The organism is Micromonospora sp. A3M-1-15, from assembly GCF_024213425.1.
GTDB lineage: Bacteria > Actinomycetota > Actinomycetes > Mycobacteriales > Micromonosporaceae > Micromonospora > Micromonospora chersina.
This window is the reverse complement of record NZ_JANAVK010000001.1, coordinates 153019-178204: the sequence shown is the minus strand read 5'-3', so window position 1 is coordinate 178204 and position 25186 is coordinate 153019. Positions and strand designations below refer to the sequence as shown.

At 73.9% G+C, this 25186-nt stretch carries 24 protein-coding genes; 15 read left to right on the top strand and 9 right to left on the bottom strand.

All coding sequences use genetic code 11. From position 1 onward, the window contains the following. Window positions 1-8 precede the first annotated feature (8 nt). Window positions 9-896, bottom strand: a complete 888-nt coding sequence (locus NLX85_RS00840; RefSeq protein WP_254331109.1) for a DUF1775 domain-containing protein — start codon at window positions 894-896, stop codon at window positions 9-11. A gap of 205 nt (window positions 897-1101) precedes the next feature. On the opposite strand from NLX85_RS00840, the gene thrS reads away from it, so the two are divergent. From thrS to NLX85_RS00820, 4 genes are all read left to right on the top strand, one after another. Further along, entirely contained in the window at window positions 1102-3126 is a 2025-nt protein-coding gene (thrS, locus tag NLX85_RS00835; RefSeq protein WP_254331108.1) for a threonine--tRNA ligase, read from the top strand. 67 nt (window positions 3127-3193) lie between these two features. Next, on the top strand, window positions 3194-3760 hold the full coding sequence (locus tag NLX85_RS00830; RefSeq protein ID WP_374628040.1) for an HIT domain-containing protein: 567 nt from the start codon (window positions 3194-3196) through the stop codon (window positions 3758-3760). 137 nt (window positions 3761-3897) lie between these two features. Then, window positions 3898-4518, top strand: coding sequence for a hypothetical protein (locus NLX85_RS00825; protein WP_254331107.1), 621 nt, complete (start codon window positions 3898-3900; stop codon window positions 4516-4518). 74 nt (window positions 4519-4592) lie between these two features. Continuing rightward, entirely contained in the window at window positions 4593-5651 is a 1059-nt protein-coding gene (locus NLX85_RS00820) for an aldo/keto reductase (protein ID WP_254331106.1), read from the top strand. A 121-nt stretch (window positions 5652-5772) separates the two neighbouring features. Here the strand turns inward: NLX85_RS00820 and NLX85_RS00815 are convergent, their stop codons facing one another. Then, window positions 5773-7935, bottom strand: a complete 2163-nt coding sequence (locus tag NLX85_RS00815) for an elongation factor G-like protein EF-G2 (protein WP_254331105.1) — start codon at window positions 7933-7935, stop codon at window positions 5773-5775. Window positions 7936-8187: 252 nt separating this feature from the next. Here NLX85_RS00815 and pgsA point away from each other — a divergent pair, with 252 nt between their 5' ends. From pgsA to NLX85_RS00780, 7 genes are all read left to right on the top strand, one after another. Further along, a complete protein-coding gene (gene pgsA / locus NLX85_RS00810; protein WP_254331104.1) occupies window positions 8188-8808 on the top strand; it encodes a phosphatidylinositol phosphate synthase in 621 nt (206 codons plus the stop codon). Continuing rightward, window positions 8805-9740, top strand: coding sequence for a phosphatidylinositol mannoside acyltransferase (locus tag NLX85_RS00805; RefSeq protein ID WP_254331103.1), 936 nt, complete (start codon window positions 8805-8807; stop codon window positions 9738-9740). Before pgsA ends, NLX85_RS00805 begins: the two co-directional genes overlap by 4 nt. A 13-nt stretch (window positions 9741-9753) precedes the next feature. After that, entirely contained in the window at window positions 9754-10914 is a 1161-nt protein-coding gene (locus NLX85_RS00800; protein WP_254331102.1) for a glycosyltransferase family 4 protein, read from the top strand. 82 nt (window positions 10915-10996) lie between these two features. After that, a complete protein-coding gene (locus NLX85_RS00795; protein WP_254331101.1) occupies window positions 10997-11500 on the top strand; it encodes a hypothetical protein in 504 nt (167 codons plus the stop codon). Window positions 11501-11636: 136 nt separating this feature from the next. Next, window positions 11637-12554 carry a pyridoxal 5'-phosphate synthase lyase subunit PdxS gene (gene pdxS, locus NLX85_RS00790; RefSeq protein ID WP_308210623.1) on the top strand — a complete coding sequence of 306 codons (918 nt, stop codon included), beginning with the start codon at window positions 11637-11639 and terminating at the stop codon, window positions 12552-12554. 56 nt (window positions 12555-12610) lie between these two features. Beyond that, entirely contained in the window at window positions 12611-13216 is a 606-nt protein-coding gene (gene pdxT / locus NLX85_RS00785) for a pyridoxal 5'-phosphate synthase glutaminase subunit PdxT (RefSeq protein WP_254331100.1), read from the top strand. Window positions 13217-13477: 261 nt separating this feature from the next. Continuing rightward, the gene (locus tag NLX85_RS00780) at window positions 13478-14227 is read left to right on the top strand and encodes a YebC/PmpR family DNA-binding transcriptional regulator (RefSeq protein WP_254331099.1); all 750 of its coding nucleotides are present in this window, start codon (window positions 13478-13480) and stop codon (window positions 14225-14227) included. A gap of 67 nt (window positions 14228-14294) precedes the next feature. On the opposite strand, the gene NLX85_RS00775 is transcribed toward NLX85_RS00780, so the two are convergent. Then, the gene (locus tag NLX85_RS00775) at window positions 14295-14888 is read right to left on the bottom strand and encodes a hypothetical protein (protein WP_254331098.1); all 594 of its coding nucleotides are present in this window, start codon (window positions 14886-14888) and stop codon (window positions 14295-14297) included. A gap of 133 nt (window positions 14889-15021) precedes the next feature. Then, on the bottom strand, window positions 15022-15618 hold the full coding sequence (locus tag NLX85_RS00770; RefSeq protein ID WP_254331097.1) for a hypothetical protein: 597 nt from the start codon (window positions 15616-15618) through the stop codon (window positions 15022-15024). 186 nt (window positions 15619-15804) lie between these two features. Here NLX85_RS00770 and NLX85_RS00765 point away from each other — a divergent pair, with 186 nt between their 5' ends. Further along, window positions 15805-17190 (top strand): serine/threonine-protein kinase, encoded by a 1386-nt coding sequence (locus tag NLX85_RS00765; RefSeq protein ID WP_254331096.1) that lies wholly within the window; start codon window positions 15805-15807, stop codon window positions 17188-17190. 9 nt (window positions 17191-17199) lie between these two features. Here the strand turns inward: NLX85_RS00765 and NLX85_RS00760 are convergent, their stop codons facing one another. Next, window positions 17200-17742, bottom strand: coding sequence for a hypothetical protein (locus tag NLX85_RS00760; protein WP_254331095.1), 543 nt, complete (start codon window positions 17740-17742; stop codon window positions 17200-17202). Continuing rightward, a complete protein-coding gene (locus NLX85_RS00755; RefSeq protein WP_254331094.1) occupies window positions 17735-18274 on the bottom strand; it encodes an RNA polymerase sigma factor in 540 nt (179 codons plus the stop codon). The genes NLX85_RS00760 and NLX85_RS00755 overlap by 8 nt, the downstream gene beginning before the upstream one ends. Before the next feature lie 165 nt (window positions 18275-18439). Between NLX85_RS00755 and NLX85_RS00750 the strand changes: the two genes are divergently transcribed. Further along, a complete protein-coding gene (locus NLX85_RS00750; protein ID WP_254331093.1) occupies window positions 18440-19009 on the top strand; it encodes a GNAT family N-acetyltransferase in 570 nt (189 codons plus the stop codon). Between the two features lie 63 nt (window positions 19010-19072). Here NLX85_RS00750 and NLX85_RS00745 read toward each other — a convergent pair whose 3' ends face one another. Further along, the gene (locus tag NLX85_RS00745; protein ID WP_254331092.1) at window positions 19073-20017 is read right to left on the bottom strand and encodes a permease prefix domain 1-containing protein; all 945 of its coding nucleotides are present in this window, start codon (window positions 20015-20017) and stop codon (window positions 19073-19075) included. After that, window positions 20014-20355 carry a PadR family transcriptional regulator gene (locus NLX85_RS00740; protein WP_212836962.1) on the bottom strand — a complete coding sequence of 114 codons (342 nt, stop codon included), beginning with the start codon at window positions 20353-20355 and terminating at the stop codon, window positions 20014-20016. Before NLX85_RS00740 ends, NLX85_RS00745 begins: the two co-directional genes overlap by 4 nt. Window positions 20356-20541: 186 nt before the next feature. Between NLX85_RS00740 and dnaE the strand changes: the two genes are divergently transcribed. Together dnaE and NLX85_RS00730 are read left to right on the top strand one after the other, a co-directional pair. Then, window positions 20542-24078, top strand: a complete 3537-nt coding sequence (gene dnaE / locus NLX85_RS00735) for a DNA polymerase III subunit alpha (RefSeq protein ID WP_254331091.1) — start codon at window positions 20542-20544, stop codon at window positions 24076-24078. A 111-nt stretch (window positions 24079-24189) separates the two neighbouring features. Then, the gene (locus tag NLX85_RS00730; protein WP_254331090.1) at window positions 24190-24816 is read left to right on the top strand and encodes a suppressor of fused domain protein; all 627 of its coding nucleotides are present in this window, start codon (window positions 24190-24192) and stop codon (window positions 24814-24816) included. 10 nt (window positions 24817-24826) lie between these two features. On the opposite strand, the gene NLX85_RS00725 is transcribed toward NLX85_RS00730, so the two are convergent. Then, window positions 24827-25168: an NIPSNAP family protein gene (locus tag NLX85_RS00725; RefSeq protein ID WP_254331089.1), complete on the bottom strand. Its 342-nt coding sequence runs from the start codon at window positions 25166-25168 to the stop codon at window positions 24827-24829. Window positions 25169-25186 lie beyond the last annotated feature (18 nt).

Here is a 25186-nt window from a genome sequence, read left to right as displayed (position 1 = left end):
CGGAGCGCTCAGCGGGAGCCCGAGGGGGTGAGGGGTGCCGTTCCGGTGCTGGCGGCGTGGGGCCCGGCAGGGTCGTCCTCGGGGGTGTCGCCCGCGGGGGTGGGGTCGCCGGCGGGCGGCGCGGGGGAGTCGGACGGCAGGGTGAGGGTGGTGCGGCGGCGGCTCAGGAGCCAGCCGAGGGCCGCTCCGCCGGCCAGCCCGGCGAGCAGCCCCCCGCCCAGCAGCAGGTCGGCGCTCGGTCCGTCGTCGGCGGGCCGGGCCGGGGTGGCCGCCTCGGCCGGCGGCTCGGCGGCCGGGTCCCCGTGGCCGGCGTGGCCGGCCGGCGCGGCGGCCGGGTCGCCGGGGGCGCCGGCGCCCGGCAGCGGCGGCAGCAGGGTGACCGTCGGGGCGGGGTGCGCGCCGCCGGGCGGGTCGGCCCAGCGGACCACCGTGCCGTCGGCGTAGGTCTGGACCACCGTGAAGGCGAGCTTGTCGGTGGCCGGCATCGGGCCCATGCCCAGCGACAGCCGGGCCGGCCCGGTGGAGCCGCCCGGCATCCGGATCCAGGTCACCGCGTCGGTCACCTGGTTCAGCTCCGAGGCGTGGATGCCGGCGACCGGCCGGTCGAGCGTGCGGGTGGTGATGGTGGGCGCCCAGTCCGGCACGGACAGCGGATAGACCTCGCCGATCGGGGCGTCCGCGGGCATCCGCAGCTCGATCCGGCTGGTCCGGCTGCCGGACCGCTCCTCGGGCAGCACCACGGCCAGTTCGATGGCGTCGCCCTGCCGCACCTGGGCCGGTGAGGTCGTGAGGGTCACCTCGGCGGCGCTCGCGGCGGCGGGCCAGCCCAGCGTGCCGCCGAGCGCGCCGGCCAGCAGCGCCGTCGCCCACCAGCGGCCCCGACGGGTCATCGTCATGGTCGTCCCCATCCGTGTCGACGCGGCCGGCAACCGGCTCCGGCCCCACCCGGTAGTTCGGGCGCCGGGGCGGAAAGGTTCAACGGGGGACGGAACTGATCGGTCGGGGGAGCGCGGCGTCGCTGACGGCGCGGGTCGGGGCGACCGATAGCATCGCAGGGGCCGGTACCCGGCACAGCCGAACCCGTCGACGACAGGAGTCACCGTGTCCGCACCCCGTACCCCGATCGTGGCCGACCCCGTCGTCGTCGCCGCCGGGACGACGGCGGCCGACGCGGTGGCCGCGGCCGGGCTGCCGATGAACGGTCCGAAGGCGATCGTGGTGGTCCGCGACCCGCAGGGCGTGCTGCGCGACCTGGACTGGAAGCCGGCCGAGGAGACCGCGGTCGAGCCGGTCGCCCTGGACAGCCCGGACGGGCTGAACGTGCTGCGCCACTCCACCGCGCACGTGCTGGCCCAGGCCGTGCAGGACGTGTTCCCCGAGGCCAAGCTCGGCATCGGCCCGCCCATCGAGAACGGCTTCTACTACGACTTCCAGGTGGCCAAGCCGTTCCAGCCGGACGACCTGGCGAAGCTCGAGAAGCGGATGCAGGAGATCGTCAAGTCCGGCCAGCGGTTCCGGAGGCGCCGCTTCAGCAGCCTGGACGAGGCGCGCGGCGAGCTGGCCGCCGAGCCGTTCAAGATGGAGTTGATCGAGGTCAAGGGCGAGGGGCTGGACTCCTCCGAGGTGATGGAGGTGGGCGGCGGCGAGCTGACCATCTACGACAACCTCGCCGCCAACGAGGACAAGGTCTGCTGGTCGGACCTGTGCCGCGGCCCGCACCTGCCGAACACCCGGCTCATCGGCGCGTTCAAGCTGATGCGCTCGGCCGCCGCCTACTGGCGTGGCTCCGAGAAGAACCCGCAGCTCCAGCGGGTCTACGGCACCGCGTGGCCGACGCGGGACGAGCTGAAGGCGTACCTGAAGTTGCTGGAGGAGGCCGCCCGGCGCGACCACCGCAAGCTCGGCGCGGACCTGGACCTGTTCAGCTTCCCCGACGAGATCGGCTCCGGCCTGGCGGTCTTCCACCCCAAGGGTGGCGTGCTCAAGCGGGTCATGGAGGACTACGTCCGCACCCGCCACATCGAGGAGGGCTTCCAGTACGTCGGGACCCCGCACATCTCGAAGGAAGGGCTCTTCCACACCTCGGGCCACCTGCCCTACTACGCCGACGGCATGTACCCGCCCATGGAGCTCGAGGGCGCGGACTACTACCTCAAGGCCATGAACTGCCCCATGCACAACCTGATCTACCGGTCGCGCGGTCGGTCCTACCGCGAGCTGCCGATGCGGCTGTTCGAGTTCGGGTCGGTCTACCGCTACGAGAAGTCGGGCGTGGTCCACGGGCTGACCCGGGTGCGCGGCCTGACCCAGGACGACTCGCACTCCTACTGCACCCGGGAGCAGGCGCCCGCCGAGATCAAGCACCTGCTCAACTTCGTGCTGAGCCTGCTCAAGGACTTCGGCATCGACGACTTCTACCTGGAGCTGTCGACCCGCGACGAGGCCCGGCTCGACAAGTTCGTGGGGTCCGACGAGGACTGGGCGACGGCCACCGCCGTGCTGGAGCAGTGCGCGATGGAGACCGGGCTGGACCTGGTGCCGGACCCGGGCGGCGCGGCCTTCTACGGCCCGAAGATCTCCGTCCAGGCCAAGGACGCCATCGGGCGCACCTGGCAGCTGTCGACCATCCAGTACGACTTCAACCAGCCGAAGGGCTTCGGGCTGGAGTACCAGGCGGCCGACGGCACGCGGCAGCAGCCCGTCATGATCCACTGCGCCAAGTTCGGGTCGATCGAGCGGTTCATCGGCGTGCTCACCGAGCACTACGCGGGCGCGTTCCCGGCCTGGCTCGCCCCGGTGCAGGTGGTCGGCATCCCGATCCGCGAGGACCACACCGACTACCTCCAGGACTTCGTCACCACGCTGCGCAAGCAGGGCATCCGGGCCGAGGTCGACGCCGGTGACGACCGGATGCAGAAGAAGATCCGCAACGCCCAGCAGCAGAAGATCCCGTTCATGGTGATCGCCGGTGACGACGACGTGGCCGCCGGCACGGTCTCCTTCCGCTACCGGGACGGGTCCCAGCGCAACGGCGTGCCGATCGAGGAGGCGGTGGCCCACGTGCGGGACGTCGCCGAGTCCCGCACCAACTCGGGCCCGTCGGCGGAGGGCACGCCCAACACCTGAGCCACCCGTCTCCCACCCGGCCGGTCCGGACGGGTGGGCGACGGCGCGGTGACCGTAGGATCGGCGTGTGACTGGGGCGGAACGGCACTTCGACGGCACCGGCGGCGGCGGCGACAACGGTCTGGCGGACGGGCTGGAGCGGCTCTGGACGCCGCACCGGATGACCTACATCTCGGGCGAGGACCGGCCCGCCGGCGGGTACGAGAAGCCGACCGGCTGCCCGTTCTGCCTCGCCCCCGGCCTGCCGCCGGACGAGAGCCTGGTGGTGGCCCGGGGCGAGCACGTCTTCGCGGTGCTCAACCTCTACCCCTACAACCCGGGCCACCTGCTGGTGTGCCCGTACCGGCACGTGGCCGACTACACCGAGCTGGACGTGCCGGAGACCGCCGAGCTGGCCGCGTTCACCAAGGACGCCATGCGGGTGGTCCGGCACGTCTCCAACGCGCACGGCTTCAACCTGGGCATGAACCAGGGCGGCGTGGCCGGCGCGGGCATCGCGGCGCACCTGCACCAGCACGTGGTGCCACGGTGGGGCGGCGACGCCAACTTCATGCCGGTGATCGGCCGCACCAAGGTCCTGCCGCAACTGCTCGCCGACACCCGGGACCTGTTCGCCAAGGCCTGGCCGGCCTGACGCCGCCCGCGGTGCGCCCGCCGCCCGGCTGACCCGGAGGGCGGTGCCGCGCCGCCGGGCTGACGTCGCGGGGCGGTGCCGCGCCGCCGGGAGGTCGGCGCCCCCTGCGGTCCGCCCCCGGCAGTACGATCTTGGGCATGGCCCTGCTGCACCGCGCGGAACTGCGCCCCTCGAAGCTCGACCTGCTCGCCACCTGGCTGCCCGGCCGGCCCTGGTTCGCCGGCACGGCGGGCGCGGAGGTCACCCGGGTGGCCGCCTACCGGTTCGACGACCCGGCCGGCGAGGTCGGCATCGAGACCATCCTCGTCCGGGCCGGCGACGGGCCGGTCCTCCAGGTGCCGCTGACCTACCGGGCCGCGCCGCTGGCCGGCGCCGACCGCTGGCTGGTCGGCACCACCGAGCACTCCGTGCTGGGCCCACGCTGGGTGTACGACGCCTGCGGCGACCCGGTCTACCCGCCGGCCCTGGCCGCGGCCGTCCTCGCCGACGCCGGGCAGGCGGAGGAGTACTTCGAGGTCGACGGCCGGCGCGAGGTGCGCCCGGCCAGCATGACCCTGACCGGCAGCCGGTCCGGCACCTCGCCGGCGTTCGACCTGGTCGACGAGGTGGTCGACGGCGACCCGACGCTGATCCGCGCCGGTGGCGCGGAGCTGGCCCTGGTCCGCCGGCCGGCCCCGGCCGAGGCCCCGACGCCGGCCCGGCTGACCGGCGCCTGGGCGGGCCAGGCCGACCCGGTGCTGCTGGCCTACGCCCGCTGACCGTCCGCCGGCCGGCCCGGCACCGGGGGTGAGGAAGCCGCCCACGGGTCTTGGGAAGGTGGCAGGATGCGGCGATGGCAGTGAGCACGCGGCCGTTGGGTCGCAGTGGCATCGCGGTCGGCGCCCTCGGCATGGGCTGCTGGGCGATCGGCGGCCCGTGGGCCGAGGGTGCCCGCCCGCTTGGCTGGGGCGCGGTCGACGACGAGGAGTCGGTCCGGGCGGTCCGCCGCGCGCTCGACCTCGGGGTGACGCTCTTCGACACCGCCGACACGTACGGGGCCGGGCACGGCGAGCGGGTCCTCGGCCGGGCGCTCGCCGGCCGCCGCGACGAGGCGGTGATCGCCACCAAGTGGGGCTACACGTTCGACGAGCGGACCCGGCAGGCCACCGGGGAGGACGCCTCGCCGGAGTACCTGCGGCGGGCCGTCGTGGACTCGCTGCGCCGGCTGGACACCGACCGGATCGACCTGTACCAACTGCACCTCGGCGACCTGCCGGTGCCCCGGGCCGAGGCGCTGATCGGCACCCTGGAGGACCTGGTGGCCGACGGCCTGGTCCGGGCGTACGGCTGGAGCACCGACCGGGCCGACCGCGCCGCGGCCTTCGCCCAGGTGGCCCGGGGCGCCACCGCCGTGCAGCACGGCCTGTCGGTGCTCCGGGACGCCCCGGCCATGCTGGCGGTCTGCGAGAAGCACGACCTGGCCAGCCTGGCCCGGGGGCCGCTCGGGATGGGGCTGCTCACCGGCAAGTACACGCCGGCGTCGACGCTGCCCCGCGACGACGTGCGCGGCACCGCGCCGACCTGGCTGGAGTGGTTCCGCAGCGGCCGGCCCGCACCGGAGTGGCTGCGCCGAGTCGCCGCCGTCCGCGACGCGCTCACCGCCGACGGCCGGACCCTGGCGCAGGGCGCGCTCGGCTGGATCTGGGCGCGCAGCGGCCGGGCGGTGCCGATCCCCGGCGCCCGCACGGTCGCCCAGGTGGAGGAGAACGCCGCCGCGCTGGCCCGGGGCCCGCTCGCCGCGGACCAGTTCGCCGAGGTGGAGCGCCGGCTCGCCGCCCTGCGCGCGGCCGCCCTGCGCGACGCCGACCGCCCGCACTGGCCGATGCCACCCGTCCCGGCCGCCCGCCCCTGACCAGCGCCGCCGCGGTCACGGAGTGGTGGCACCGCCGAAAACGGTCGCAACCGGATGGACCGGGAACCACAACTCCATGATCGAGGCGGGCGGTGACGGTGGTGGGGGGTCGTGGCGCGGGTCAGGGGCGGCTGCCGGCCTCCTTGCGGACCTGCTCGGCCAGGTGGGCGGGCATCGGCTCGTAGCGGGCGAACTCGCGGCGGAAGGTGCCGGTGCCGGCGGTCATCGAGCGCAGCTCGACGGCGTAGCGCAGCAGCTCGGTGGCGGGGACCTCGGCGCGGACCAGGGTGCGGCCCTCGGCGTCCGGGTCCGGCTCGGTGCCGAGCACCCGGCCGCGCCGGCCGGACAGGTCGCCCATCACGGCGCCCACCGACGGGTCGGGCACCCGGATGGTCACCTCGTCGACCGGCTCCAGCAGCGTCGGCTGCCCCTTCTCGGCGGCGTCCCGCAGGGCGAGCGCGCCCGCGGTCTGGAACGCCGCGTCGGAGGAGTCCACGCTGTGCGCCTTGCCGTCGAAGAGGGTCACCCGCAGGTCCACCACCGGGTAGCCGCCGACCAGGCCGCGCTCCATCTGCGTCCGGACGCCCTTCTCCACGGAGGGGATGTAGTTGTGCGGCACGGCCCCGCCGACCACCTTGTCCACGAACTCGAAGCCGGCGCCCCGCGGCAGGGGTGTGACCTCGATGTCGCAGACCGCGTACTGGCCGTGGCCGCCGGACTGCTTGACGTGCCGGCCGTGCCCCTTGGCGCCGGCCGTGAACGTCTCGCGCAGCGCCACCCGGACCGGCTCGGTCTCCAGCTCCACCCCGCCGGCGCGGAGCCGATCGAGCACCACGTCGGCGTGCGCCTCGCCCATGCACCAGAGCACCAGCTGGTGGGTCTCGGCGTTGCGGTCCAGCCGCAGCGTCGGGTCGCCGGCGACCAGCCGGGCCAGGTTGCGGGCCAGGGCGTCCTCGTCGGCCCGGCTCTTCGCCACGATGGCCACCGGCAGCAGCGGCTCCGGCATCTCCCACGGGGCGATGAGCAGCGGCTCCTCCTTGACGGAGATGGTGTCGCCGGTCTCCGCGCTGCCCGACTTGGTGATCGCGCAGATGTCACCGGCCACCGCGGTGGGCACCTCGCGCAGCGTCGCGCCGAGCGGGCTGTAGATGTGGCCGACCCGCTCGTCGGCGTCGTGGTCGGGGTGACCGCGCTCGGCCATGCCGTGCCCGGACACGTGGATCACCTGGTCGGGGCGGAGCGTGCCGGAGAAGACCCGGACCAGGGAGACCCGGCCGACGTGCCGGTCCACGGTCGTCTTGACCACCTCGGCGACCAGCGGGCCGTCGGGGTCGCAGGCCAGCGGCGGCCGGGGCGAGCCGTCCACCCCGGTGACCGCGGGCAGCTCGTGCTCCAGCGGCGACGGGAACGCCGCCACCAGGCCGTCCAGCAGCGCGTCGAGGCCCACGCCGGTCTCCGCGCAGACCGGCACCACAGGGTAGAAGTGGCCGCGGGCGACCGCCGTCTCCAGGTCGGTGATGAGCACGTCGGTGTCGATCTCCTCGCCGCCCAGGTAGCGGTCCATGAGGGTCTCGTCCTCGCTCTCCGCGATGATCCCCTCGATCAGCTCGTTGCGGGACTCCTGGATGGCGGGCAGGTGCTCCGGGTCGGGCTCGCGCACCGCCGCGGGCAGGCCCTGGGAGTAGTCGAAGACCCGCCGGGTGATCAGCCCCATGAGGCCGGCCACCGACTCGCCGTCGTCGCCCAGCATCGGCAGGTAGAGCGGGAGCACGTTGTCGCCGAAGACCCGCTGGCAGAGCGCCACGGCCTCGTCGAAGTCGGCGCGCGGGTGGTCCAGCCGGGTCACCGCGACGGCGCGGGGCATCTCGACCGCGGCGCACTCCTCCCAGAGCGCGGCGGTGGCCGCGTCCATGCCGTCGACGGCGGAGACCACGAACAGCGCCGCGTCGGCGGCCCGCAGCCCGGCGCGCAGCTCGCCGACGAAGTCGCCGTACCCGGGGGTGTCCAGAAGGTTGACCTTGACGTCGCGGTGCAGCAGCGGGGCGCAGGCCAGGCTCACCGAGCGCTGCTGGCGGACGGCGGCGGGGTCGTGGTCGCAGACCGTGGTGCCGTCGGTGACGCTGCCGGCCCGGCCGATCGTGCCGCTGGTCGCGAGCAGCGCCTCGACCAGGGTCGTCTTGCCCGCCCCGGAGTGCCCGACGAGCACCACGTTGCGAACCCTGCCGGGCTCGGTCACCACCGGCGCGCCGCCGGTGACACCCTTCTCCTGATTCTTCTGCGCCATCGCGGCGCACCTCCCTCAACCGGTGGTGGTGGCGACCGCCGCGCGCGACGGGGAAGCGGCCCCGGACGGGCGCCGCGGCGATATCTTCCGGTGATCTCCTCAACGACGGGTACGCGGACCGGTGATCCGGTGAACTGGCTCACCTCCCACGCTCGATCTCACACCCGTAACCGGGTCGGCACAAGTACGCCTGGCGGGTCGGTACGACCGGCTGTGTCCCCGGCCGCTGCCGGCCGTTATCGTGGGACAGCCATGGCGAAGATCTTCCAAGTGACGGCCCGCGCGGGCATGACCCGCGTCGTGGAGCCGGTCGCGCGCGGACTGCTCCGCGCGGGTGTGTCCCCCAACGCGGTCACCGTGACCGGCACCGTCGGCGTGCTCGTCGGCGCGCTCGGCTTCGGTGCCCGCGGTCATCTGGTCGCCGGTGCGCTGATCGTCACGGTCTTCGCGCTCACCGATCTGCTCGACGGCACGATGGCCCGGATGAGCGGCGGCTCCACCCGGTTCGGTGCCTTCCTCGACTCGAGCATGGACCGCGTCGCCGACAGCGCGGTCTTCGGCGCGGTCGCGTACTGGCTGGCCACCGAGCACCAGTACTCCGGCGTGGCCGCGGCGCTGCTCTGCCTGGCCGCCGGCGGGCTGGTCTCCTACGTGAAGGCCCGCGCCGAGGGCCTCGGGATGACCTGCAACGTGGGCATCGCCGAGCGCACCGAGCGGTTGCTGATCGTCGGGGTGGGCGGCCTGCTCACCGGCCTCGGCGTCGACCCGGCCCTGGAGATCGCGCTCTGGCTGCTCGCCGCCGTCTCGATCTTCACGGTCGGCCAGCGGATGGCCCACGTGTACCGGCAGGCGCAGCTGGTCGGCCGGGAGTGAACCTCACCGAGGTGGGCTACGTCGCCGGCTGGCGGCTGGCCCGCGCGCTGCCCCGGCCCGTGGTCGCCGCCGCCTTCCGGGCGGGCGCCGACAGCGCCCACCGCAGGGGCGGCAAGGGTACGGCTCGACTGCGCGCCAACCTGCGCCGCGTGGTCGGCCCGGAGCTGCCCGAGGCGGAGCTGGACCGGCTGGTCCGCGCCGGCCTGCGCTCGTACGCCCGGTACTGGATGGAGGCGTTCCGGCTGCCGAGCCTGAGCCGGCAGCAGATCCTCGCCGGGTTCCACCTCGACGGCCAGGAGAAGCTCGCCGCCGACGTGGCGGCCGGCCGGGGCGCGGTGGTCGCGCTGCCGCACGCCGGCAACTGGGACGCCGCCGGCGCCTGGGTGGCCGCCACCGGCTGGCCGATCACCACGGTCGCCGAGCGGCTCAAGCCCGAGGCCGTCTACGAGCGCTTCCTCGCCTTCCGGCAGGGCCTCGGCATGGAGATCCTGCCCACCAGCGGCGGTGACCGGCCGGCGTTCGACGTGCTGGTGGACCGCCTGCGGGCCGGCGCCGTGGTGCCGCTGCTCGCCGACCGGGACCTCTCCGCCCGGGGCGTGGAGGTGGAGTTCTTCGGCGGCCGGACCCGGATGCCGGCCGGCCCGGCCCTGCTGGCGCTGCGCACCGGCGCGCCGCTCTACGTGGCCTCGCTCTGGTACGAGCCGGACCGCCCCCGCGCCGCCCTCGAGGGCCCGCTGGAGCTGCCCCACCCGGACAGCGCCCCGCTGGACGCCCGGGTACGCGCGGTGACCCAGCGGATTGCCGACGGTCTTGCGGCGGGCATCGCCCGGCATCCGGAAGACTGGCACATGTTGCAGCGGATGTGGCTGGACCAGCGCGCGGACGGCTCCACCGCCCCGGCGCCGCCGGCGGCCACCACCGGGACGATCTGAGGGAGCGGGCGCAATGCGGATCGGCATCGTGTGCCCGTACTCCTTCGACGTCCCGGGCGGGGTGCAGAACCACGTCATGGACCTGGCCGAGGCGCTGCTCGGCCTCGGTCACGAGGTGAGCGTGCTGGCCCCGGCCGACGAGGACTCGCCGCTGCCGCCGTACGTGGTGTCGGCCGGGCGGGCCGTGCCGCTGCCGTACAACGGGTCGGTGGCCCGGATCGCGTTCGGCCCGGTCTCCACGGCGCGAGTGCGGCGCTGGATGAACCGGGGCGACTTCGACGTGCTGCACGTGCACGAGCCGCTCACCCCGAGCCTGTCGATGCTCGCCGTGCTGTGCGCCCGGGGGCCGGTGGTGGCCACCTTCCACACCGCGATGACCCGGTCCCGGGTGCTCTCCGCCGCGCAGGGCGTGCTCCAGATCCTCCTCGAACGGATCACCGCCCGGATCGCGGTGAGCGCGCTGGCCCGCAAGGTGCAGGTCGAGCACATGGACGGCGGTGCCGTGGAGATCCCCAACGGGGTGGCGGTGGCGAAGTTCGCCGGCGTCGAGCCGCTGCCGGGCTGGCCGGGAGAGTGCGCGCCGGGCACCGGCGGGACGCTCGGCTTCCTGGGCCGGTTCACCGAGCCCCGCAAGGGTTTCCCGATCCTGCGGGACGCCTTCGTGGCGCTCGCGCCGCACCGCCCCGGGCTGCGCCTGCTGGTGGCCGGGCCGGGCGACGCCGACGACCTCTACGGGCAGTTCCCGGCCGGCCTGCGGGACCGGGTCACCTTCCTGGGCCTGGTCTCCGAGGCGGACAAAGCTCGCATGCTGTGCAGCCTGCACCTGTACGTCGCGCCGAACACCGGCGGGGAGTCCTTCGGGATGATCCTCACCGAGGCGCTCGCGGCCGGCACCACCGTGGTGGCCAGCGACCTGGACGCGTTCCGCCGGGTCCTGGACGGCGGGCGGGCCGGCCGCCTCTTCCCGACCGGTGACGCGGCGGCGCTGCGTACCGCCCTGGCGGAGCTGCTCGACGACGGCGGTCAGCGGGCCGCGCTGACCGCCTGCGGCGACCAGGTGGTGGCGAATTTCGACTGGCCCGTGGTTGCCCGCCGGGTTCTGGAGGTATACGCAGCGGCGATCGAGGCCACCGACGGCCGGGTCATGGACCAGGAATGGGCGGGGCTGGGCTGAACCCGGTGGCCGGTGTGGCCGCTGTGACGAGCGCGTCGACCGGTGCCCGCGCGGGCCGGGCGGGATGAGGAGCAGCACTACGATGCCGGGCATGTGGTGGGTGGTGGGCGCGGTCCTGGTGCTCGGGCTGGTCTCGGCGTACCTCATCTGGACCGCCGGCCGGGTCGAGCGGCTGCAGGCGCGCGCGGAGTCCGCGGCCCGGGCGCTCGACGCGCACCTGCTGCGCCGCGCGGCCGCCGCCGCGGTGCTGGCCGAGCAGCGGTACGGCGTGGAGCTCTACGCGGCGGCCCGGATCGCCCTGGACGCCGTCCCCGCGGAGCGGGAGGCCGCCGAGAACGACCTCACCCGGCAGCTGCGCACGGTGGAACTGGACCCCGACGACCCGGCCTGCGAGGCGGTGATCGCGGCCAGCCGGCGGCTGGCCCTGGCCCGGCAGGTGCACACCGACCTGGTCCGGGACGCCCGGTCGGCCCGCAGCCGCCCGCTGGTACGCCTGTTCCGGATGGGACGCGGCCGGGAGTGGCCGCGCTACTTCGACGTCGACGACCCGACCCTCACCCCGCGCGCGGACGTCACCACCGGCTGAGCGGGCGGTGGCCCGACCCCCGTGACGCCGACCACAGAGCAGGCCACCGGGGGTCTGATTGGCTGTCGGACCGGCGTTGACCCCGTCGTAGCCTTCTGGCAGCCACCCCCCGAGCACGTCCAAGGAGCGATGACCCGTGCCCGAATCCACCTCCCCGAACACCAACGCCAACCCGGTCGTCGGCACCGCCCGCGTCAAGCGGGGCATGGCCGAGATGCTCAAGGGCGGCGTGATCATGGACGTGGTCACCGCCGAGCAGGCCAAGATCGCCGAGGACGCCGGCGCCGTCGCCGTCATGGCGCTGGAGCGGGTGCCCGCCGACATCCGCGCCCAGGGCGGCGTCTCCCGGATGAGCGACCCGGACATGATCGACGGCATCATCAACGCCGTCTCCATCCCGGTCATGGCCAAGGCCCGGATCGGCCACTTCGTCGAGGCGCAGGTGCTCCAGTCCCTCGGCGTCGACTACGTCGACGAGTCCGAGGTGCTGACCCCGGCCGACTACGAGAACCACATCGACAAGTGGGCGTTCACCGTCCCCTTCGTCTGCGGCGCGACCAACCTGGGCGAGGCGCTGCGCCGGATCACCGAGGGCGCCGCCATGATCCGCTCGAAGGGTGAGGCCGGCACCGGTGACGTCTCCAACGCCACCACCCACATGCGGAAGATCCGCAAGGAGATCCGCCGGCTCCAGTCGCTGCCGACGGACGAGCTGTTCGTGGCCGCCAAGGAGCTGCAGGCGCCGTACGAGCTGGTCAAGGAGGTCGCCGAGACCGGCAAGCTGCCGGTCGTGCTGTTCACCGCGGGCGGCATCGCCACCCCGGCGGACGCGGCCATGATGATGCAGCTCGGCGCCGAGGGCGTCTTCGTCGGCTCGGGCATCTTCAAGTCGGGCAACCCGGCCCAGCGCGCCGCCGCGATCGTGAAGGCCACCACCTTCCACGACGACCCGGACGTGCTGGCCAAGGTCTCCCGCGGCCTGGGCGAGGCGATGGTCGGCATCAACGTCGACGAGATCCCGCAGCCGCACCGGCTGGCCGAGCGCGGCTGGTGACGGCGACCGGACGGGGCCCGGACCGGGCCCCGTCCGACGAGCGAGAGGAGCGGGGAGTGACCGCACCCGTCATCGGTGTGCTCGCCCTCCAGGGCGACGTGCGCGAGCACGTCGCCGCCCTGGCGGGGGCCGGCGCGGACGCCCGTCCGGTGCGCCGGCCGGCCGAGCTGGACGCGGTCGACGGCCTGGTGATCCCGGGCGGCGAGTCGACCACCATGAGCAAGCTCGCCGACATCTTCGAGATGCGCGAGCCGATCGACAAGCGGATCGCCGGCGGCATGCCGGTCTACGGGTCCTGCGCCGGCATGATCATGCTGGCCGCCGAGGTGCTCGACGGCCGCCCCGACCAGCGCGGCTTCGCCGGCATCGACATGACCGTCCGGCGCAACGCGTTCGGCCGGCAGGTCGACTCGTTCGAGGCGCCGGTGGAGATCGCCGGTGTCGAGGGCGAGCCGTTCCACGCGATCTTCATCCGGGCCCCCTGGGTCGAGCGGGTCGGCGCGGGCGTCGAGGTGCTCGGCCGGGTCACCGAGGGGCCGGCCGCCGGCCGGATCGTCGCGGTCCGGCAGGGCCACCTGGTGGCCACCTCGTTCCACCCCGAACTCACCGGCGACCTGCGGCTGCACCGCTACTTCGTGGATCTGGTCCGCGCCACCGCCTGAGGCGCCTTTTCTCCTGGTTGCGACGCCCGTGAGGCATCTTTCCCGGGGCCGGTCGCCTGCCTTTCGAGGAGGCCCCCGGTCACTCGGCCGGCCCGGTCACGGTGCCGGGTGTGACATGCGGGGACGCGACCTCGGTAGGATTGCCGCGGTTCGGCAGGGCTCACCGCCCGCCGCCGCCCCCCAGCCGACCGCCCGGCGGTCCTGGTTCGGCGCGGGCGCGGACAGTCGACGCAGGCGTGAGTCAACAGACGGAGGTATGAGATGTCCGGCCACTCAAAGTGGGCGACCACCAAGCACAAGAAGGCCGTCATCGACGCCAAGCGCGGCAAGATGTTCGCCAAGCTGATCAAGAACGTCGAGGTGGCGGCCCGGACCGGCGGCGGGGACCCCGCCGGTAACCCGACCCTCTACGACGCCATCCAGAAGGCGAAGAAGAACTCCGTCCCGAACGACAACATCGACCGTGCGGTCAAGCGCGGCTCCGGGCTGGAGGCCGGCGGCGCCGACTACCAGACGATCATGTACGAGGGCTACGGCCCGAACGGCGTCGCGCTGCTCATCGAGTGCCTCACCGACAACCGCAACCGCGCCGCCACCGAGGTGCGCACCGCGCTCACCCGCAACGGCGGCTCGTTCGCCGACGCCGGCTCGGTGTCGTACATGTTCTCCCGCAAGGGCGTGGTGATCGTCCCCAAGGCCGGCACCAGCGAGGACGACGTCATGATGGCCGTCCTCGACGCGGGCGCCGAGGAGGTCAACGACCTCGGCGAGGCGTTCGAGGTGGTCTCCGAGCCGACCGACCTGATCCCGGTCCGCACCGCCCTGCAGGACGCCGGCATCGAGTACGAGTCGGCCGAGTCCTCCCTCATCCCCAGCGTCAACGTGCCACTGGACGAGGACGGCGCGCGCAAGATCTTCAAGCTGATCGACGTGCTCGAGGACTGCGACGACGTGCAGAACGTCTACGCCAACTTCGACGTCTCCGACGAGGTCATGGCCGCGGTCGGCTGACCTCGACCGCGAGTGCGTGCCGCGCCGGGCGACCTGGTCGCCCGGCGCGACGTCGTCTCCGGCCCGGTCAGCAGGACGGCCCGTGCCGGAAGGCCCGCTCGACGTGGGAGGCCAGCCCGGCCTCGTACCAGCCGACGCCGGGGCGGATCGGGTGGCCGGTGAACAGCTCGACCCGGGACCCGAACCGGACCAGGTAGGCCTCGGCGTCCCCGGCGTCGTTGCGAATCAGCGCCCCGCGCCGCCCGTAGATGCGCTCCAGCTCGGCGAAGGACATGCCGACCGACGCGCCGGCCGGTGAGCGGGGCGGGACGGTGGCGGTGCCCACCGACACCAGCCGGCCGTCCCGGAAGGTCAGGATGATCACCCCGGCCCAGGCTCCGGTGGCGCCGGCGGCCACCACCCCGGCGCACCCCGGCGCCGTCCAGTCGATCAGGCCGGCCGCGGTGAGCCGGTCCAGCCGGGCGCCGATCCGGTACGGTCCGGCGCCGCGGACGCCGAGCACCTCGACCGTCGCGACGGCCGCCCGGCCGCCCGTCGGCGCCCGGTCAGCGGTCGTCCCGGCCGTCGGCGCGGCGGCGGAGGCCGGCGCGGCGACGGTCACCGGGACGGCGGCGGCGAGGGCCAGCAACCCGGTGAGGACGGTGGACGAGAGACGGTTCATGGCGGGTCTCCTTCCGTTGGCTTCTCCTGCCCTGTTGGTCTCCGGCCGGGCCGGGCCGGGCCGGTTCGGTTCGTCGGGTTGCCGACCGTCCCGCCACGCGACCGGCGGGGTGCGGGTCCGGTAGGCCGTCCGGTCAGACCACCACGACCGTGATCGGGTACGTCCGGCCGGCCTGGGGGATGGTCACCACGACGGTGCCGGTTCGCACGAACCGGATGTCCACCACGCCGGCCTCGTAGTCGCGGGAGACCAGGTCCGCCCGGTCCACGGTGACCAGGCCGGGCCCGATGCCCCGGATGCGCAGCACGCCGCCGGTGGCGAAACAGAGCGACGGCACCAGCGCCAGCTCGGTCTCGGCGAGGACCAGGTCGTAGCGCACCGCGCCGAGACAGGCGCTCGGCAGCGCGGGCGACGTCGACGGGGTCGGCCGGGCCGTCCGGCTCCGGGGCGGCGCGGGGCTCCGGCTCGGCGAGGTGGCCGTCGGCGGTTCCGGGGTGGGGGAGGCGGAGGTGGGCGACGGGGCGGCGCCGACGGTGCTGGCCGCCGGGGTCGGTGGCCGGACCGGTAGGGGCGAGACCGAACGGTCGGCGCAGGCCGATGCCCCGACCAGGACGGCCAGGACGGCCAGGACGGCGAGGGCGGTCCGGGCGGCGGCCCGCCGGCGGCCCCGTCGGGGCGGCTCACCCATCGGCCACAGCCCGGTGAGGACGGTGGACGAGAGACGGTTCATGGCGAGTCTCCTTCCGTGGGCTTCCTCCTGCCCTGTTGGTCTCCGGCCGGGCCGGTTCGGTTCGTCGGGTTGCCGACCGTCCCGCCGCACGACCGGGAGGCGACGCCGTCGGGACAGCCGCCGGCCGGGTGCGGCGTCTACCGTCGAGGGAACGGCGGCCGGGTGGCGATCGGCGGAGGTGATGCGGTGACCGCGCCGACGCGGATCGGGACCTACCGGGTGGAGCGGCTGCTCGGAGCGGGCTCCTTCGCGACGGTCTGGCTCGCGTACGACCCGGCGCTCGACGGCCGGGTGGCGATCAAGGTGCTGGCCGAGAACTGGAGCCACGACCTGCGGGTGCGGGAACGCTTCCTGGACGAGGCGCGGCTGCTGCGCCGGCTGGACCACGACCGCCTGGTCCGGGTGCACGCCGTGGGCGAACTGCCCGACGGCCGCCCGTACGCCGTGCTGGCCTGGGCGGACGGCGGCAGCCTCCGGGACCGGCTGGCGCGGGGTCCGCTGCCGGCCGCTGCGGCCGTCGCGCTGCTCGACGAGATCGCGGCGGGGGTCGCGGTGCTGCACCGGCACGGGGTGGTGCACCGGGACCTGACGCCCGGCAACATCCTCTTCCGGTCGGGGCCGGGCGGCGAGCGGGTGCTCGTCGCCGACCTGGGGCTGGCCAAGGCGCTCGCCGCCGCCTCCGGGCTGACCGCCCGGGCGGGGACCCCCGGCTACATGGCGCCGGAGCAGGACGACCCGTTCGCGGTCGTCGACACCCGCGCGGACGTGTTCGGGCTGGGCCGCCTCGGCGTCCGGCTGCTCGGCGACGCCACGGCGCCGGCAGGCGCGCGGGAGGACCGGCGGTCCGGCCGGGCGTTGCCGCGGCTGCGGGCCGGCGTGCCGCCCGGGGTGGCCGCGGTGCTCCGCACGGCCACCGCCGCGCGGCCGGCCGACCGATACCCGGACGCCGCGGCGTTCCGCGCGGCCCTCCGGCACGCCGCTACGGCCCGCGCCGGGCGGGCCGCGACGACCCGCGCCGGGCGGCCGCCCCGTCGGCGGCGGCTCGCCGCTTCGGGGGCGGTCGCGGTGGTGCTCGTCGCCCTGGGCGCCACCGCGGGCGACGCGGCCGGCCGCACCCCGACCGGCGCCGTGGGGCGCAGCGGCCCGCTCACCGTCGCCCTGCCGGACGGCTGGCGGGCCGACGGCACCGGCTGGGCGGGGCAGTACGGCGACGACGGCGAGCTGGAACCGGCGCTGGTGGTGTCACCGGACCCGGGCCGCTGGGCGGCGGACCCGGCGGTGCCCGGCGCCTTCGTGGGCCTCTCCGCCGGCACGGCCCGCCGCACCACGCCCGAGGGCTTCCTCGCCGAACGCCCGCACGCGGACTGCGCCCCGGCGCCGGTGCGGCGCACCCGGCAGGGCGGCGTCGACTGGGTGGTGGCCGCGTTCGCCTGCCCCGGCGGCCGGCCGGTGATCGTCGAGGCCGCCGGGCGGGCCGCCCCGGCCGGTCTGCTCTACGTGCAGCTCACCCCACCGCCGGGCAGCGGAGAGGACTTCGTCGACGCCCTGCTCGCCGGGGTGCGGGTCCGGTAGGCCGCCCGGTCAGACCACCACCACCGTGATCGGGTACGTCCGGCCGTCCTGGGGGATGGTCACCACGACGGTGCCGGCCAGCACGAACCGGATGTCCACCACGCCGGCCTCGTAGCTGCGGGAGACCAGGTCCGCCCGGTCCACGGTGACCAGGCCCGGCCCGATGCCCCGGATGCGCAGCACGCCGCCGGTGGCGAAACAGAGCGACGGCACCAGCGCCAGCTCGGTCTCGGCGAGGACCAGGTCGTAGCGCACCGCGCCGAGACAGGCGCTCGGCAGCGCAGTCGACGCCGACGGGGTCGGCCGGGCCGTCCGGCTCCGGGTGGGCGGGGGCGGCGCGGGGCTGCGGCCTGGCCGCGTGACCGTCGACGTTCCTGCGGCGGCGGTGGTGGGCGGCCCGGCTGCGCCGACGGTGCTGGCCGCCGGGGTCGCTGGCCGGACCGGCAGGGGCGAGACCGAGCGGTCGGCGCAGGCCGGCGCCCCGGCGAGGACGGCGAGCGCGGCGAGGGCGGGGGCGGCTCGTCGGCGGCGCCGGCGGGGCGGCTCAGCCATCGGACATCCGCCGCCGCACCTGCCGGCGGGCCTCGTGGATCCGGGACTTCACGGTGCCCTCGGGCAGGTCGAGCAGGCCGGCGATCTCGCGGTAGCTCAGCCCGAGCACGTCCCGCAGGGTCACCGCCTCGGCGAGGTCGGGCGGGACCGCGTCGAGCGCGTCGAGCAGGTCGAGCCGGGTGCCGGCCACCACGCTGGTCCGCCGAGGATCGGGCGGGTCGGGCAGCGGCACGCCGCCGGCCTCGAGCTGCCAGCGCCGGCGCAGCACGCGGTAGGTGGAGCGGGCCCGGTTGGCGGTGAGCCGGTACAGCCAGGTGTGGAACGACGACCGCTCCTCGAACCGGGTGATCCCGCGGGCCAGCGCCAGGAGCGCGTCCTGGCAGGCCTCCTCGGCGTCCTGCCGGTGGGGCAGCAGGCGGGCGCACTGGCGCAGCACCTCGGGCCGCACGGCGACCAGCAGCGCGTCGAGCGCTCTCCGGTCACCGCGCGCGGCCGACCGGGCCAGTTCGTCGGTACCGTCCGGGAGAGGCATCAGCGCGTCCAGTGCTCGCCGGTGGGCCGGGCCCCCAGGCTATGCCCGCCGGCGACCGGACGACCCGGACGAGTCCGGCAGCCGACGCAACTCCCGGCCGTCTCGACCGGGTCGCCGGGGGAAACTCGGCTGACCGGCCGGCCGCCGCGCCCGTACCCTGCCGGCATGCTCGTCCCCGACCTGCCGCTGCGCACCGACCGCCTGCTGCTGCGCGCCTTCACCGCCGACGACCTCGCCGTGCTCCGCGACTACCGCGGCCGGCCGGAGGTCTGCCGGTTCCTCTACCACGAGCCGTACGACGACGCGGCCGCCCGGGCGGCGGTGGACCGGATGGTGCGCCGCACGGCGCTGCGTGCGCCGGGCGACGTGCTCAACCTGGCCGTCGTCCTGGCGGACACCGGCGAGTTCGTCGCCGACGTGCTGCTCAGCTGGACCAGCGGCGAGCACCGGCAGGGCGAGATCGGCTATGTCGCCCACCCCGACCACACCGGCCGGGGGTACGTCACGGAGGCGGCCCGGGAGATGCTGCGGCTCGGCTTCGACGGCCTCGGGCTGCACCGGATCGTCGGCCGGCTGGACGCCCGCAACACCGCCTCGGCGCGGGTGCTGGAGCGCCTGGGCATGCGGCGGGAGGCGCACCTGCGGGAGAACGAGTACGTCAAGGGCGAGTGGACCGACGAGGCCGTGTACGCCCTGCTCGCCCGGGAGTGGCGGGCCCTGGCGGCGCGGGTCTGAGCCCGGCCGTACGCCGGCCCGGTCGCGCCTCGGCGAGGAGCGCGCGACCGGGCCGGCGGTGTTTCAGCCGACGGCCTTGCGGGCCTTGACCGCGCTGTCGATCACGTCCCAGACCACGACCACGGCGGTGACCACGGTGGCGATCTGGGCCACGTCCTCCGCGCCGCCCTCCCGCAGCCAGGCGAACCGCTCGATCAGCGCCGGGTTGAGCAGCCGATCGGTGAGCAGCAGCCAGACCAGCGGCGCCGCGAACGCCAGGTTGAGCACGGCGTTGACCGCGACCAGCGGCCAGGTCCACCGGCCGGCCCGGTACTTCGCGATCTCCAGGCCCATGGTGGCGACCAGCACCACGATCAGCGCCGGCAGCCAGAAGCTCCAGAGCGCCGGGTCGATCATCGGCAGCCGGGAGCCGTTACCAGAGAGCCAGGGCTGGAAGTGCTGCCAGGGCAGGAACGCGACGGTGACGAGCAGGAACACGATGGAGGCGCAGCTGTCGACCAGGGTGATCTGCCGCTCCCGCGTCTCCTCGGGCAGCTGGTCGACCGTCCACTCGGGCAGGTTCAGCGAGGTGCCCATGCGCTCCAGCACGGCGAAGCACAGGGTGACCCAGAAGGCGATCTGCACCGCCGTCTGCAACCCGCTCGCGACGCCGGCGCCGATCGCCGCGCCCGGTTCGCCGCCGACCGTCGCCTTGACCACGCCGGTCACCACGCCCACGATCGCCGGGATGAAGGTGAGCAGCGTCCGCAGCACCCGCCACCAGACCAGGAAGTAGCGCGGGCCGATGAGCTGGAGGTGGCGGTCGGTGTAGCGGGCGGCGAGCTGCTCGGGGTTGCCCAGCTCGGTGAGCACCTCCCGTTCGGCGGCGCCGCGGTCCTCCCCGCCGGCGGCCCGGTCCTCGATCATGTCCTCGATGGAGGCGCGTAGCTCGTCACCGAGCTCCGCCCGGCGCTGCTGCGGCACGGCCCGCAGGGTGGCCGCGAGGTAACGGTCGGTCAGGGAGCTCATCGTCCCACTCCTTCGATCAGCTGGGTGACGGACGTCTGCACCGCGGTCAGGTCGTCGAGGAGGCGGCCCAGCACCGCTTCGCCGTCGTCACTGGTGCGGTAGAACTTGCGCGGCCGGCTCTCCTCGGTGTTCCACTCGCTGGTCAGCAGCCCCTGCTCCTCGAGCCGCCGGAGCAGGGGATAGAGGGTGTTGGCGTCGACCGGAAAGCCGTGCGCGGCCAGCCGTTGCAGCAACGCGTAGCCGTAGTCGGGCCGGCGCAGGGCGACCAGGCTGGCCACCACCACGGTGCCGCGTCGTAGCTCCTGGAGATGGGTCCGGAGGACCTCGTCGCTCACCATGCATCACACGATAGTGTGTGCCACACACTATACGCAACCCGCACAGCATCGTGTGCGTCCACACCATCGGGACAGAGAGACCCGGGCCACCCTCGGCGCGGACGGTGGAGCCGGTCAGATCGCCTCGGTAGGGTGGGTCGGTCGACTCCGACGCAGCCTTGATCCACACCCCGGGGGGCGCCACGCATGGGCGATTCGTTCGCGCATCTGCACGTACACACCGAGTACTCGATGCTCGACGGGGCGGCCCGGCTCAAGGACCTCTTCGCCGAGGCCGCGCGGCTCGGCATGCCGGCGGTGGCGATCACCGACCACGGCAACATGCACGGCGCGAACGACTTCTACAAGCAGGCCATGGCCGCCGGGGTCAAGCCCATCCTCGGCGTCGAGGCGTACGTGGCGCCGGAGTCGCGCTTCCACAAGCAGCGGGTCAAGTGGGGCCGCCCGGAGCAGAAGAGCGACGACGTCTCCGGTAACGGCGCGATCACCCACATGACCATGTGGGCGGCGAACCGGGACGGCCTGCACAACCTGTTCAAGCTCAACTCGCGCGCCTCCATGGAGGGCCACTACGTCAAGTGGCCGCGAATGGACATGGAGCTGATCGCCGAGCACGCCGAGGGCATCATGGCCACCACGGGCTGCCCCTCCGGCGCGGTGCAGACCCGGCTGCGGCTCGGCCAGTTCGACGAGGCGCTCAAGGTGGCCGCCGCCTACCAGGACATCTTCGGCAAGGACAACTACTTCCTGGAGATCATGGACCACGGCCTCGACATCGAGCGCCGGGTCCGGGACGGGCTCACCGAGATCGCCCGCAAGCTGGACATCCCGCCGGTGGTCACCAACGACTCGCACTACACCCACGAGGCGCAGGCCGAGGCGCACGACGTGCTGCTCTGCGTGCAGACCGGCAGCAACGTCGCCGACCCCAACCGGTTCCGCTTCGAGGGCGGCGGCTACTTCGTCAAGTCGGCCGAGCAGATGCGCGCCGTCGACTCGTCCGAGCTGTGGCAGCAGGGCTGCCGCAACACCCTGCTGGTCGCCGAGAAGGTCGACCCGGCCGGGATGTTCGAGTTCCACAACCTGATGCCGCGGTTCCCGATCCCGGAGGGCGAGACCGAGGAGTCCTGGTTCCGCAAGGAGACCTTCGCGGGGTTGAAGCGCCGGTTCCCGAACGGCATCCCGGAGGGCCACGTCGTCCAGGCGGAGTACGAGCTGGGCGTCATCATCCAGATGGGCTTCCCGTCCTACTTCCTCGTGGTCGCCGACTTCATCCAGTGGGCGAAGAGCCAGGGCATCGCGGTCGGCCCGGGCCGCGGCTCGGCCGCCGGCTCGCTTGTCGCGTACGCCCTGGGCATCACCGACCTGGACCCGATCCCGCACGGCCTGATCTTCGAGCGGTTCCTCAACCCCGAGCGCATCTCGATGCCCGATGTCGACATCGACTTCGACGAGCGCCGGCGCGGTGAGGTGATCCGCTACGTCACCGACAAGTGGGGCGAGGACAAGGTCGCGCAGATCGCCACCTTCGGCACCATCAAGGCAAAGGCCGCGATCAAGGACTCGGCGCGGGTGCTCGGCTACCCGTACGCGGTGGGCGACCGGATCACCAAGGCCATGCCGCCCGCGGTGATGGGCAAGGACATCCCGCTCTCCGGCATCTTCGACCCGAAGCACCCGCGCTACGCCGAGGCGGGCGAGATCCGCGGCCTCTACGAGTCCGACCCCGACGTCAAGAAGGTCATCGAGACCGCGAAGGGCATCGAGGGCCTGATCCGGCAGACCGGTGTGCACGCCGCCGGCGTCATCATGTCCGCCGAGCCGATCATCGAGCACATCCCGCTGATGCGGCGGGACGCCGACGGCGTCATCATCACGCAGTTCGACTACCCGACCTGCGAGTCGCTCGGGCTGCTGAAGATGGACTTCCTCGGCCTGCGCAACCTCACGATCATCGACGACGCGGTCAAGAACATCCAGCTCAACCACGGCACGGAGCTGGACCTGCTGGGCCTGCCGCTGGACGACAAGGCGGCCTACGAGCTGCTGGCCCGCGGCGACACCCTGGGCGTGTTCCAGCTCGACGGCGGGCCGATGCGCTCGCTGCTGCGGTTGATGAAGCCGGACAACTTCGAGGACATCTCGGCCGTGCTGGCGCTCTACCGGCCCGGCCCGATGGGCGTGGACTCGCACACCAACTACGCGCTGCGCAAGAACGGCCTCCAGGAGATCACGCCGATCCACCCGGAGCTGGAGGAGCCGCTGCGCGAGATCCTGGCTCCCACCTACGGCCTGATCGTCTACCAGGAGCAGGTGCAGCGCGCCGCGCAGATCCTCGCCGGCTACACCCTCGGCCAGGCCGACCTGCTGCGCCGGGCCATGGGCAAGAAGAAGAAGGAGATCCTCGACAAGGAGTTCGTCCCGTTCCGGGACGGCTGCCGCGAGCGCGGCTACTCCGACGAGGCCATCCAGGCCGTGTGGGACGTCCTCGTCCCGTTCGCCGGCTACGCGTTCAACAAGGCGCACTCCGCCGCGTACGGGCTGGTGTCGTACTGGACCGCGTACCTCAAGGCGCACTACCCGGCCGAGTACATGGCGGCGCTGCTCACCTCCGTCGGCGACGACAAGGACAAGATGGCGCTCTACCTCTCGGAGTGCCGCCGGATGCGCATCCAGGTCCTCCCGCCGGACGTCAACACCTCGGCCGGGCCGTTCACCCCGGTCGGCGAGGACATCCGGTTCGGCCTGGCCGCCGTGCGCAACGTCGGCGCGAACGTGGTGGCGGCCATCATGCGGTGCCGGGAGGAGAAGGGCGAGTACGCCGACTTCTACGACTTCCTGTCCAAGGTGGACGCGGTGGCCTGCAACAAGAAGACCATCGAATCGCTGATCAAGGCGGGCGCCTTCGACTCGCTGAAGCACACCCGCAAGGGCCTGCTCGCCGTGCACGCCGACGCCATCGACGCGTACGCCGACGTCAAGCGCAAGGAGGCCGTCGGCCAGTACGACCTGTTCGGCGCCGGCTTCGGTGACGTGGACGGCGGCGGGGGCAGCACCACGGTCATGCCCGTCATCGGCGAGAGCGAGTGGGACAAGCGGGACAAGCTCGCCTTCGAGCGCGAGATGCTCGGCCTCTACGTCTCCGACCACCCGCTCTTCGGTCTGGAGCACGTGCTCGGCGCGGCGGCGGACACCACCATCGCCGCGCTGTCCGAGGAGGGCACCGTGCCCGACGGCGCGGTGGTCACCCTGGCCGGCATCCTGTCCGGCGTGCAGCGCCGGGTCACCAAGCAGGGCCGGGCCTGGGCCTCGGCCACGCTGGAGGACCTGGCCGGTGGGGTGGAGACGCTCTTCTTCCCCAACACCTACGAGGTGATCGGGCAGTACATCGCCGAGGACGCCATCGTGGTGGTGAAGGGGCGGGTCGACCGCCGCGACGACACGCCGCGGATCATGGCGATGGACATGTCCATGCCGGACGTCACCAGCAACCCGGCGAACAAGCCGGTCACCCTCACCATCCCGGTGCACCGCTGCACGCCGCCGCTCGTGGAGAAGCTCAAGGAGACCCTGGTGCTGCACCCGGGCGACACCGAGGTGCACGTCAAGCTGCTCAACGGCGGCAAGGTCACCACGCTGCGCCTCGGCCCGTTCCGGGTGGCCGCCACCACCGCGCTGATGGGCGACCTGAAGAGCGTCCTCGGCCCGGCCAATGTGAGCTGAGCGCCGGGTCCCGTGCCCTCCAGCCAACTGCTGCGGGTCCGGGACCTGGTGCCCGATTTCCTGGCCTGCCTCGACGCGTGTGCGGGGACGCTCCCGTGACAGGATCGGCCGGTGGATCATGAGCTGTCGCCGTCCGCCGTCCACCTGCGGGACCACCTGCGGGCGCGGTTCCCCACCCGGGCGCTGGACGTGCTGCCGCCGGCCGTCGGGCCCATCCACGGCCGGGTTCCCGCCTTCCACGTCTTCCGCCTCTCGCCCGGGCCGGGGGAGGGCGGCTGGCTGTACGTGAGCGCCGGCCTGTGGGACGTGACCCAGCACCACGGACACGGTCTCGAATTCGTCCTCTACACGGCCGAGCCGTCCGACCAGCACGTCGAGACGGTCACGATGAACGCGTACTACCACGCCGCGGGCGGACGCAACGCGCTGGACGTGGGACACACCGTGCCGATCGGTCGCCCGTGGACGCCCGGGTCGCGCTGTGACCACCTGCTGGTGAGCCTCCCGTACCTCTGGGGCCCGGACCTGGAGGTCTGCGCCCTGCCCGAGGGGCACATCCGGGTGCTCTGGCTGCTGCCCATCACCAGGGCCGAGAAGACGTTCCGCCACACGCACGGTCTCGAGGCGCTGGAACAGCGACTGGAGGACGCCGGCATCGACCCGGCGGATCCGGCGCGGGCCTCGGTGGTGGAGGAAGAACCCGGTCGGCTGCGCCGGCTGCTGCGTCGTCGCGGCTAGGACGCGCGGCTCAGAGCCGATGGCCGCCCAGGACGTCGGCGGCGGCGTCGGAGGTCTCCAGCACCACCGTGTGGTAGCTCTCGATGCGCGACAGGACGGCATCGCGGGGGCCGTCGCGCCAGGCGTCGCTGCTGTAGAAGGCCGCCTCCTGCTCGTCCCGCACCGCCAGGGACGGGAAACCCCGGATCAGGTACGCCTCCTCGTGGCCGTCCTCCCGGGCCAGGGACGCCCCGGCGGCCACCACCCTGATGCCGAAGCGGGCGAGCAGCGGGGCTGCCTCCTCGCGCATCACCCGGACGAACTCGTCGATCGTCCCGGGCTTCAGGCGGTAGGTGCGGATCTCGAGAATCATCGACGACCTCCGGAGTGG

What these genes read in the sequence shown, in the direction of transcription:
- NLX85_RS00840 (WP_254331109.1), bottom strand. Translation starts at nt 896, where the DNA reads ATGACGATGACCCGTCGGGGCCGCTGGTGGGCGACGGCGCTGCTGGCC.
- NLX85_RS00825 (WP_254331107.1), top strand. Translation starts at nt 3,898, where the DNA reads ATGGCCCTGCTGCACCGCGCGGAACTGCGCCCCTCGAAGCTCGACCTG.
- NLX85_RS00820 (WP_254331106.1), top strand. Translation starts at nt 4,593, where the DNA reads ATGGCAGTGAGCACGCGGCCGTTGGGTCGCAGTGGCATCGCGGTCGGC.
- NLX85_RS00815 (WP_254331105.1), bottom strand. Translation starts at nt 7,935, where the DNA reads ATGGCGCAGAAGAATCAGGAGAAGGGTGTCACCGGCGGCGCGCCGGTG.
- pgsA (WP_254331104.1), top strand. Translation starts at nt 8,188, where the DNA reads ATGGCGAAGATCTTCCAAGTGACGGCCCGCGCGGGCATGACCCGCGTC.
- NLX85_RS00800 (WP_254331102.1), top strand. Translation starts at nt 9,754, where the DNA reads ATGCGGATCGGCATCGTGTGCCCGTACTCCTTCGACGTCCCGGGCGGG.
- NLX85_RS00795 (WP_254331101.1), top strand. Translation starts at nt 10,997, where the DNA reads ATGCCGGGCATGTGGTGGGTGGTGGGCGCGGTCCTGGTGCTCGGGCTG.
- NLX85_RS00780 (WP_254331099.1), top strand. Translation starts at nt 13,478, where the DNA reads ATGTCCGGCCACTCAAAGTGGGCGACCACCAAGCACAAGAAGGCCGTC.
- NLX85_RS00775 (WP_254331098.1), bottom strand. Translation starts at nt 14,888, where the DNA reads ATGAACCGTCTCTCGTCCACCGTCCTCACCGGGTTGCTGGCCCTCGCC.
- NLX85_RS00770 (WP_254331097.1), bottom strand. Translation starts at nt 15,618, where the DNA reads ATGAACCGTCTCTCGTCCACCGTCCTCACCGGGCTGTGGCCGATGGGT.
- NLX85_RS00760 (WP_254331095.1), bottom strand. Translation starts at nt 17,742, where the DNA reads ATGGCTGAGCCGCCCCGCCGGCGCCGCCGACGAGCCGCCCCCGCCCTC.
- NLX85_RS00755 (WP_254331094.1), bottom strand. Translation starts at nt 18,274, where the DNA reads ATGCCTCTCCCGGACGGTACCGACGAACTGGCCCGGTCGGCCGCGCGC.
- NLX85_RS00750 (WP_254331093.1), top strand. Translation starts at nt 18,440, where the DNA reads ATGCTCGTCCCCGACCTGCCGCTGCGCACCGACCGCCTGCTGCTGCGC.
- NLX85_RS00745 (WP_254331092.1), bottom strand. Translation starts at nt 20,017, where the DNA reads ATGAGCTCCCTGACCGACCGTTACCTCGCGGCCACCCTGCGGGCCGTG.
- NLX85_RS00740 (WP_212836962.1), bottom strand. Translation starts at nt 20,355, where the DNA reads ATGGTGAGCGACGAGGTCCTCCGGACCCATCTCCAGGAGCTACGACGC.
- dnaE (WP_254331091.1), top strand. Translation starts at nt 20,542, where the DNA reads ATGGGCGATTCGTTCGCGCATCTGCACGTACACACCGAGTACTCGATG.
- NLX85_RS00725 (WP_254331089.1), bottom strand. Translation starts at nt 25,168, where the DNA reads ATGATTCTCGAGATCCGCACCTACCGCCTGAAGCCCGGGACGATCGAC.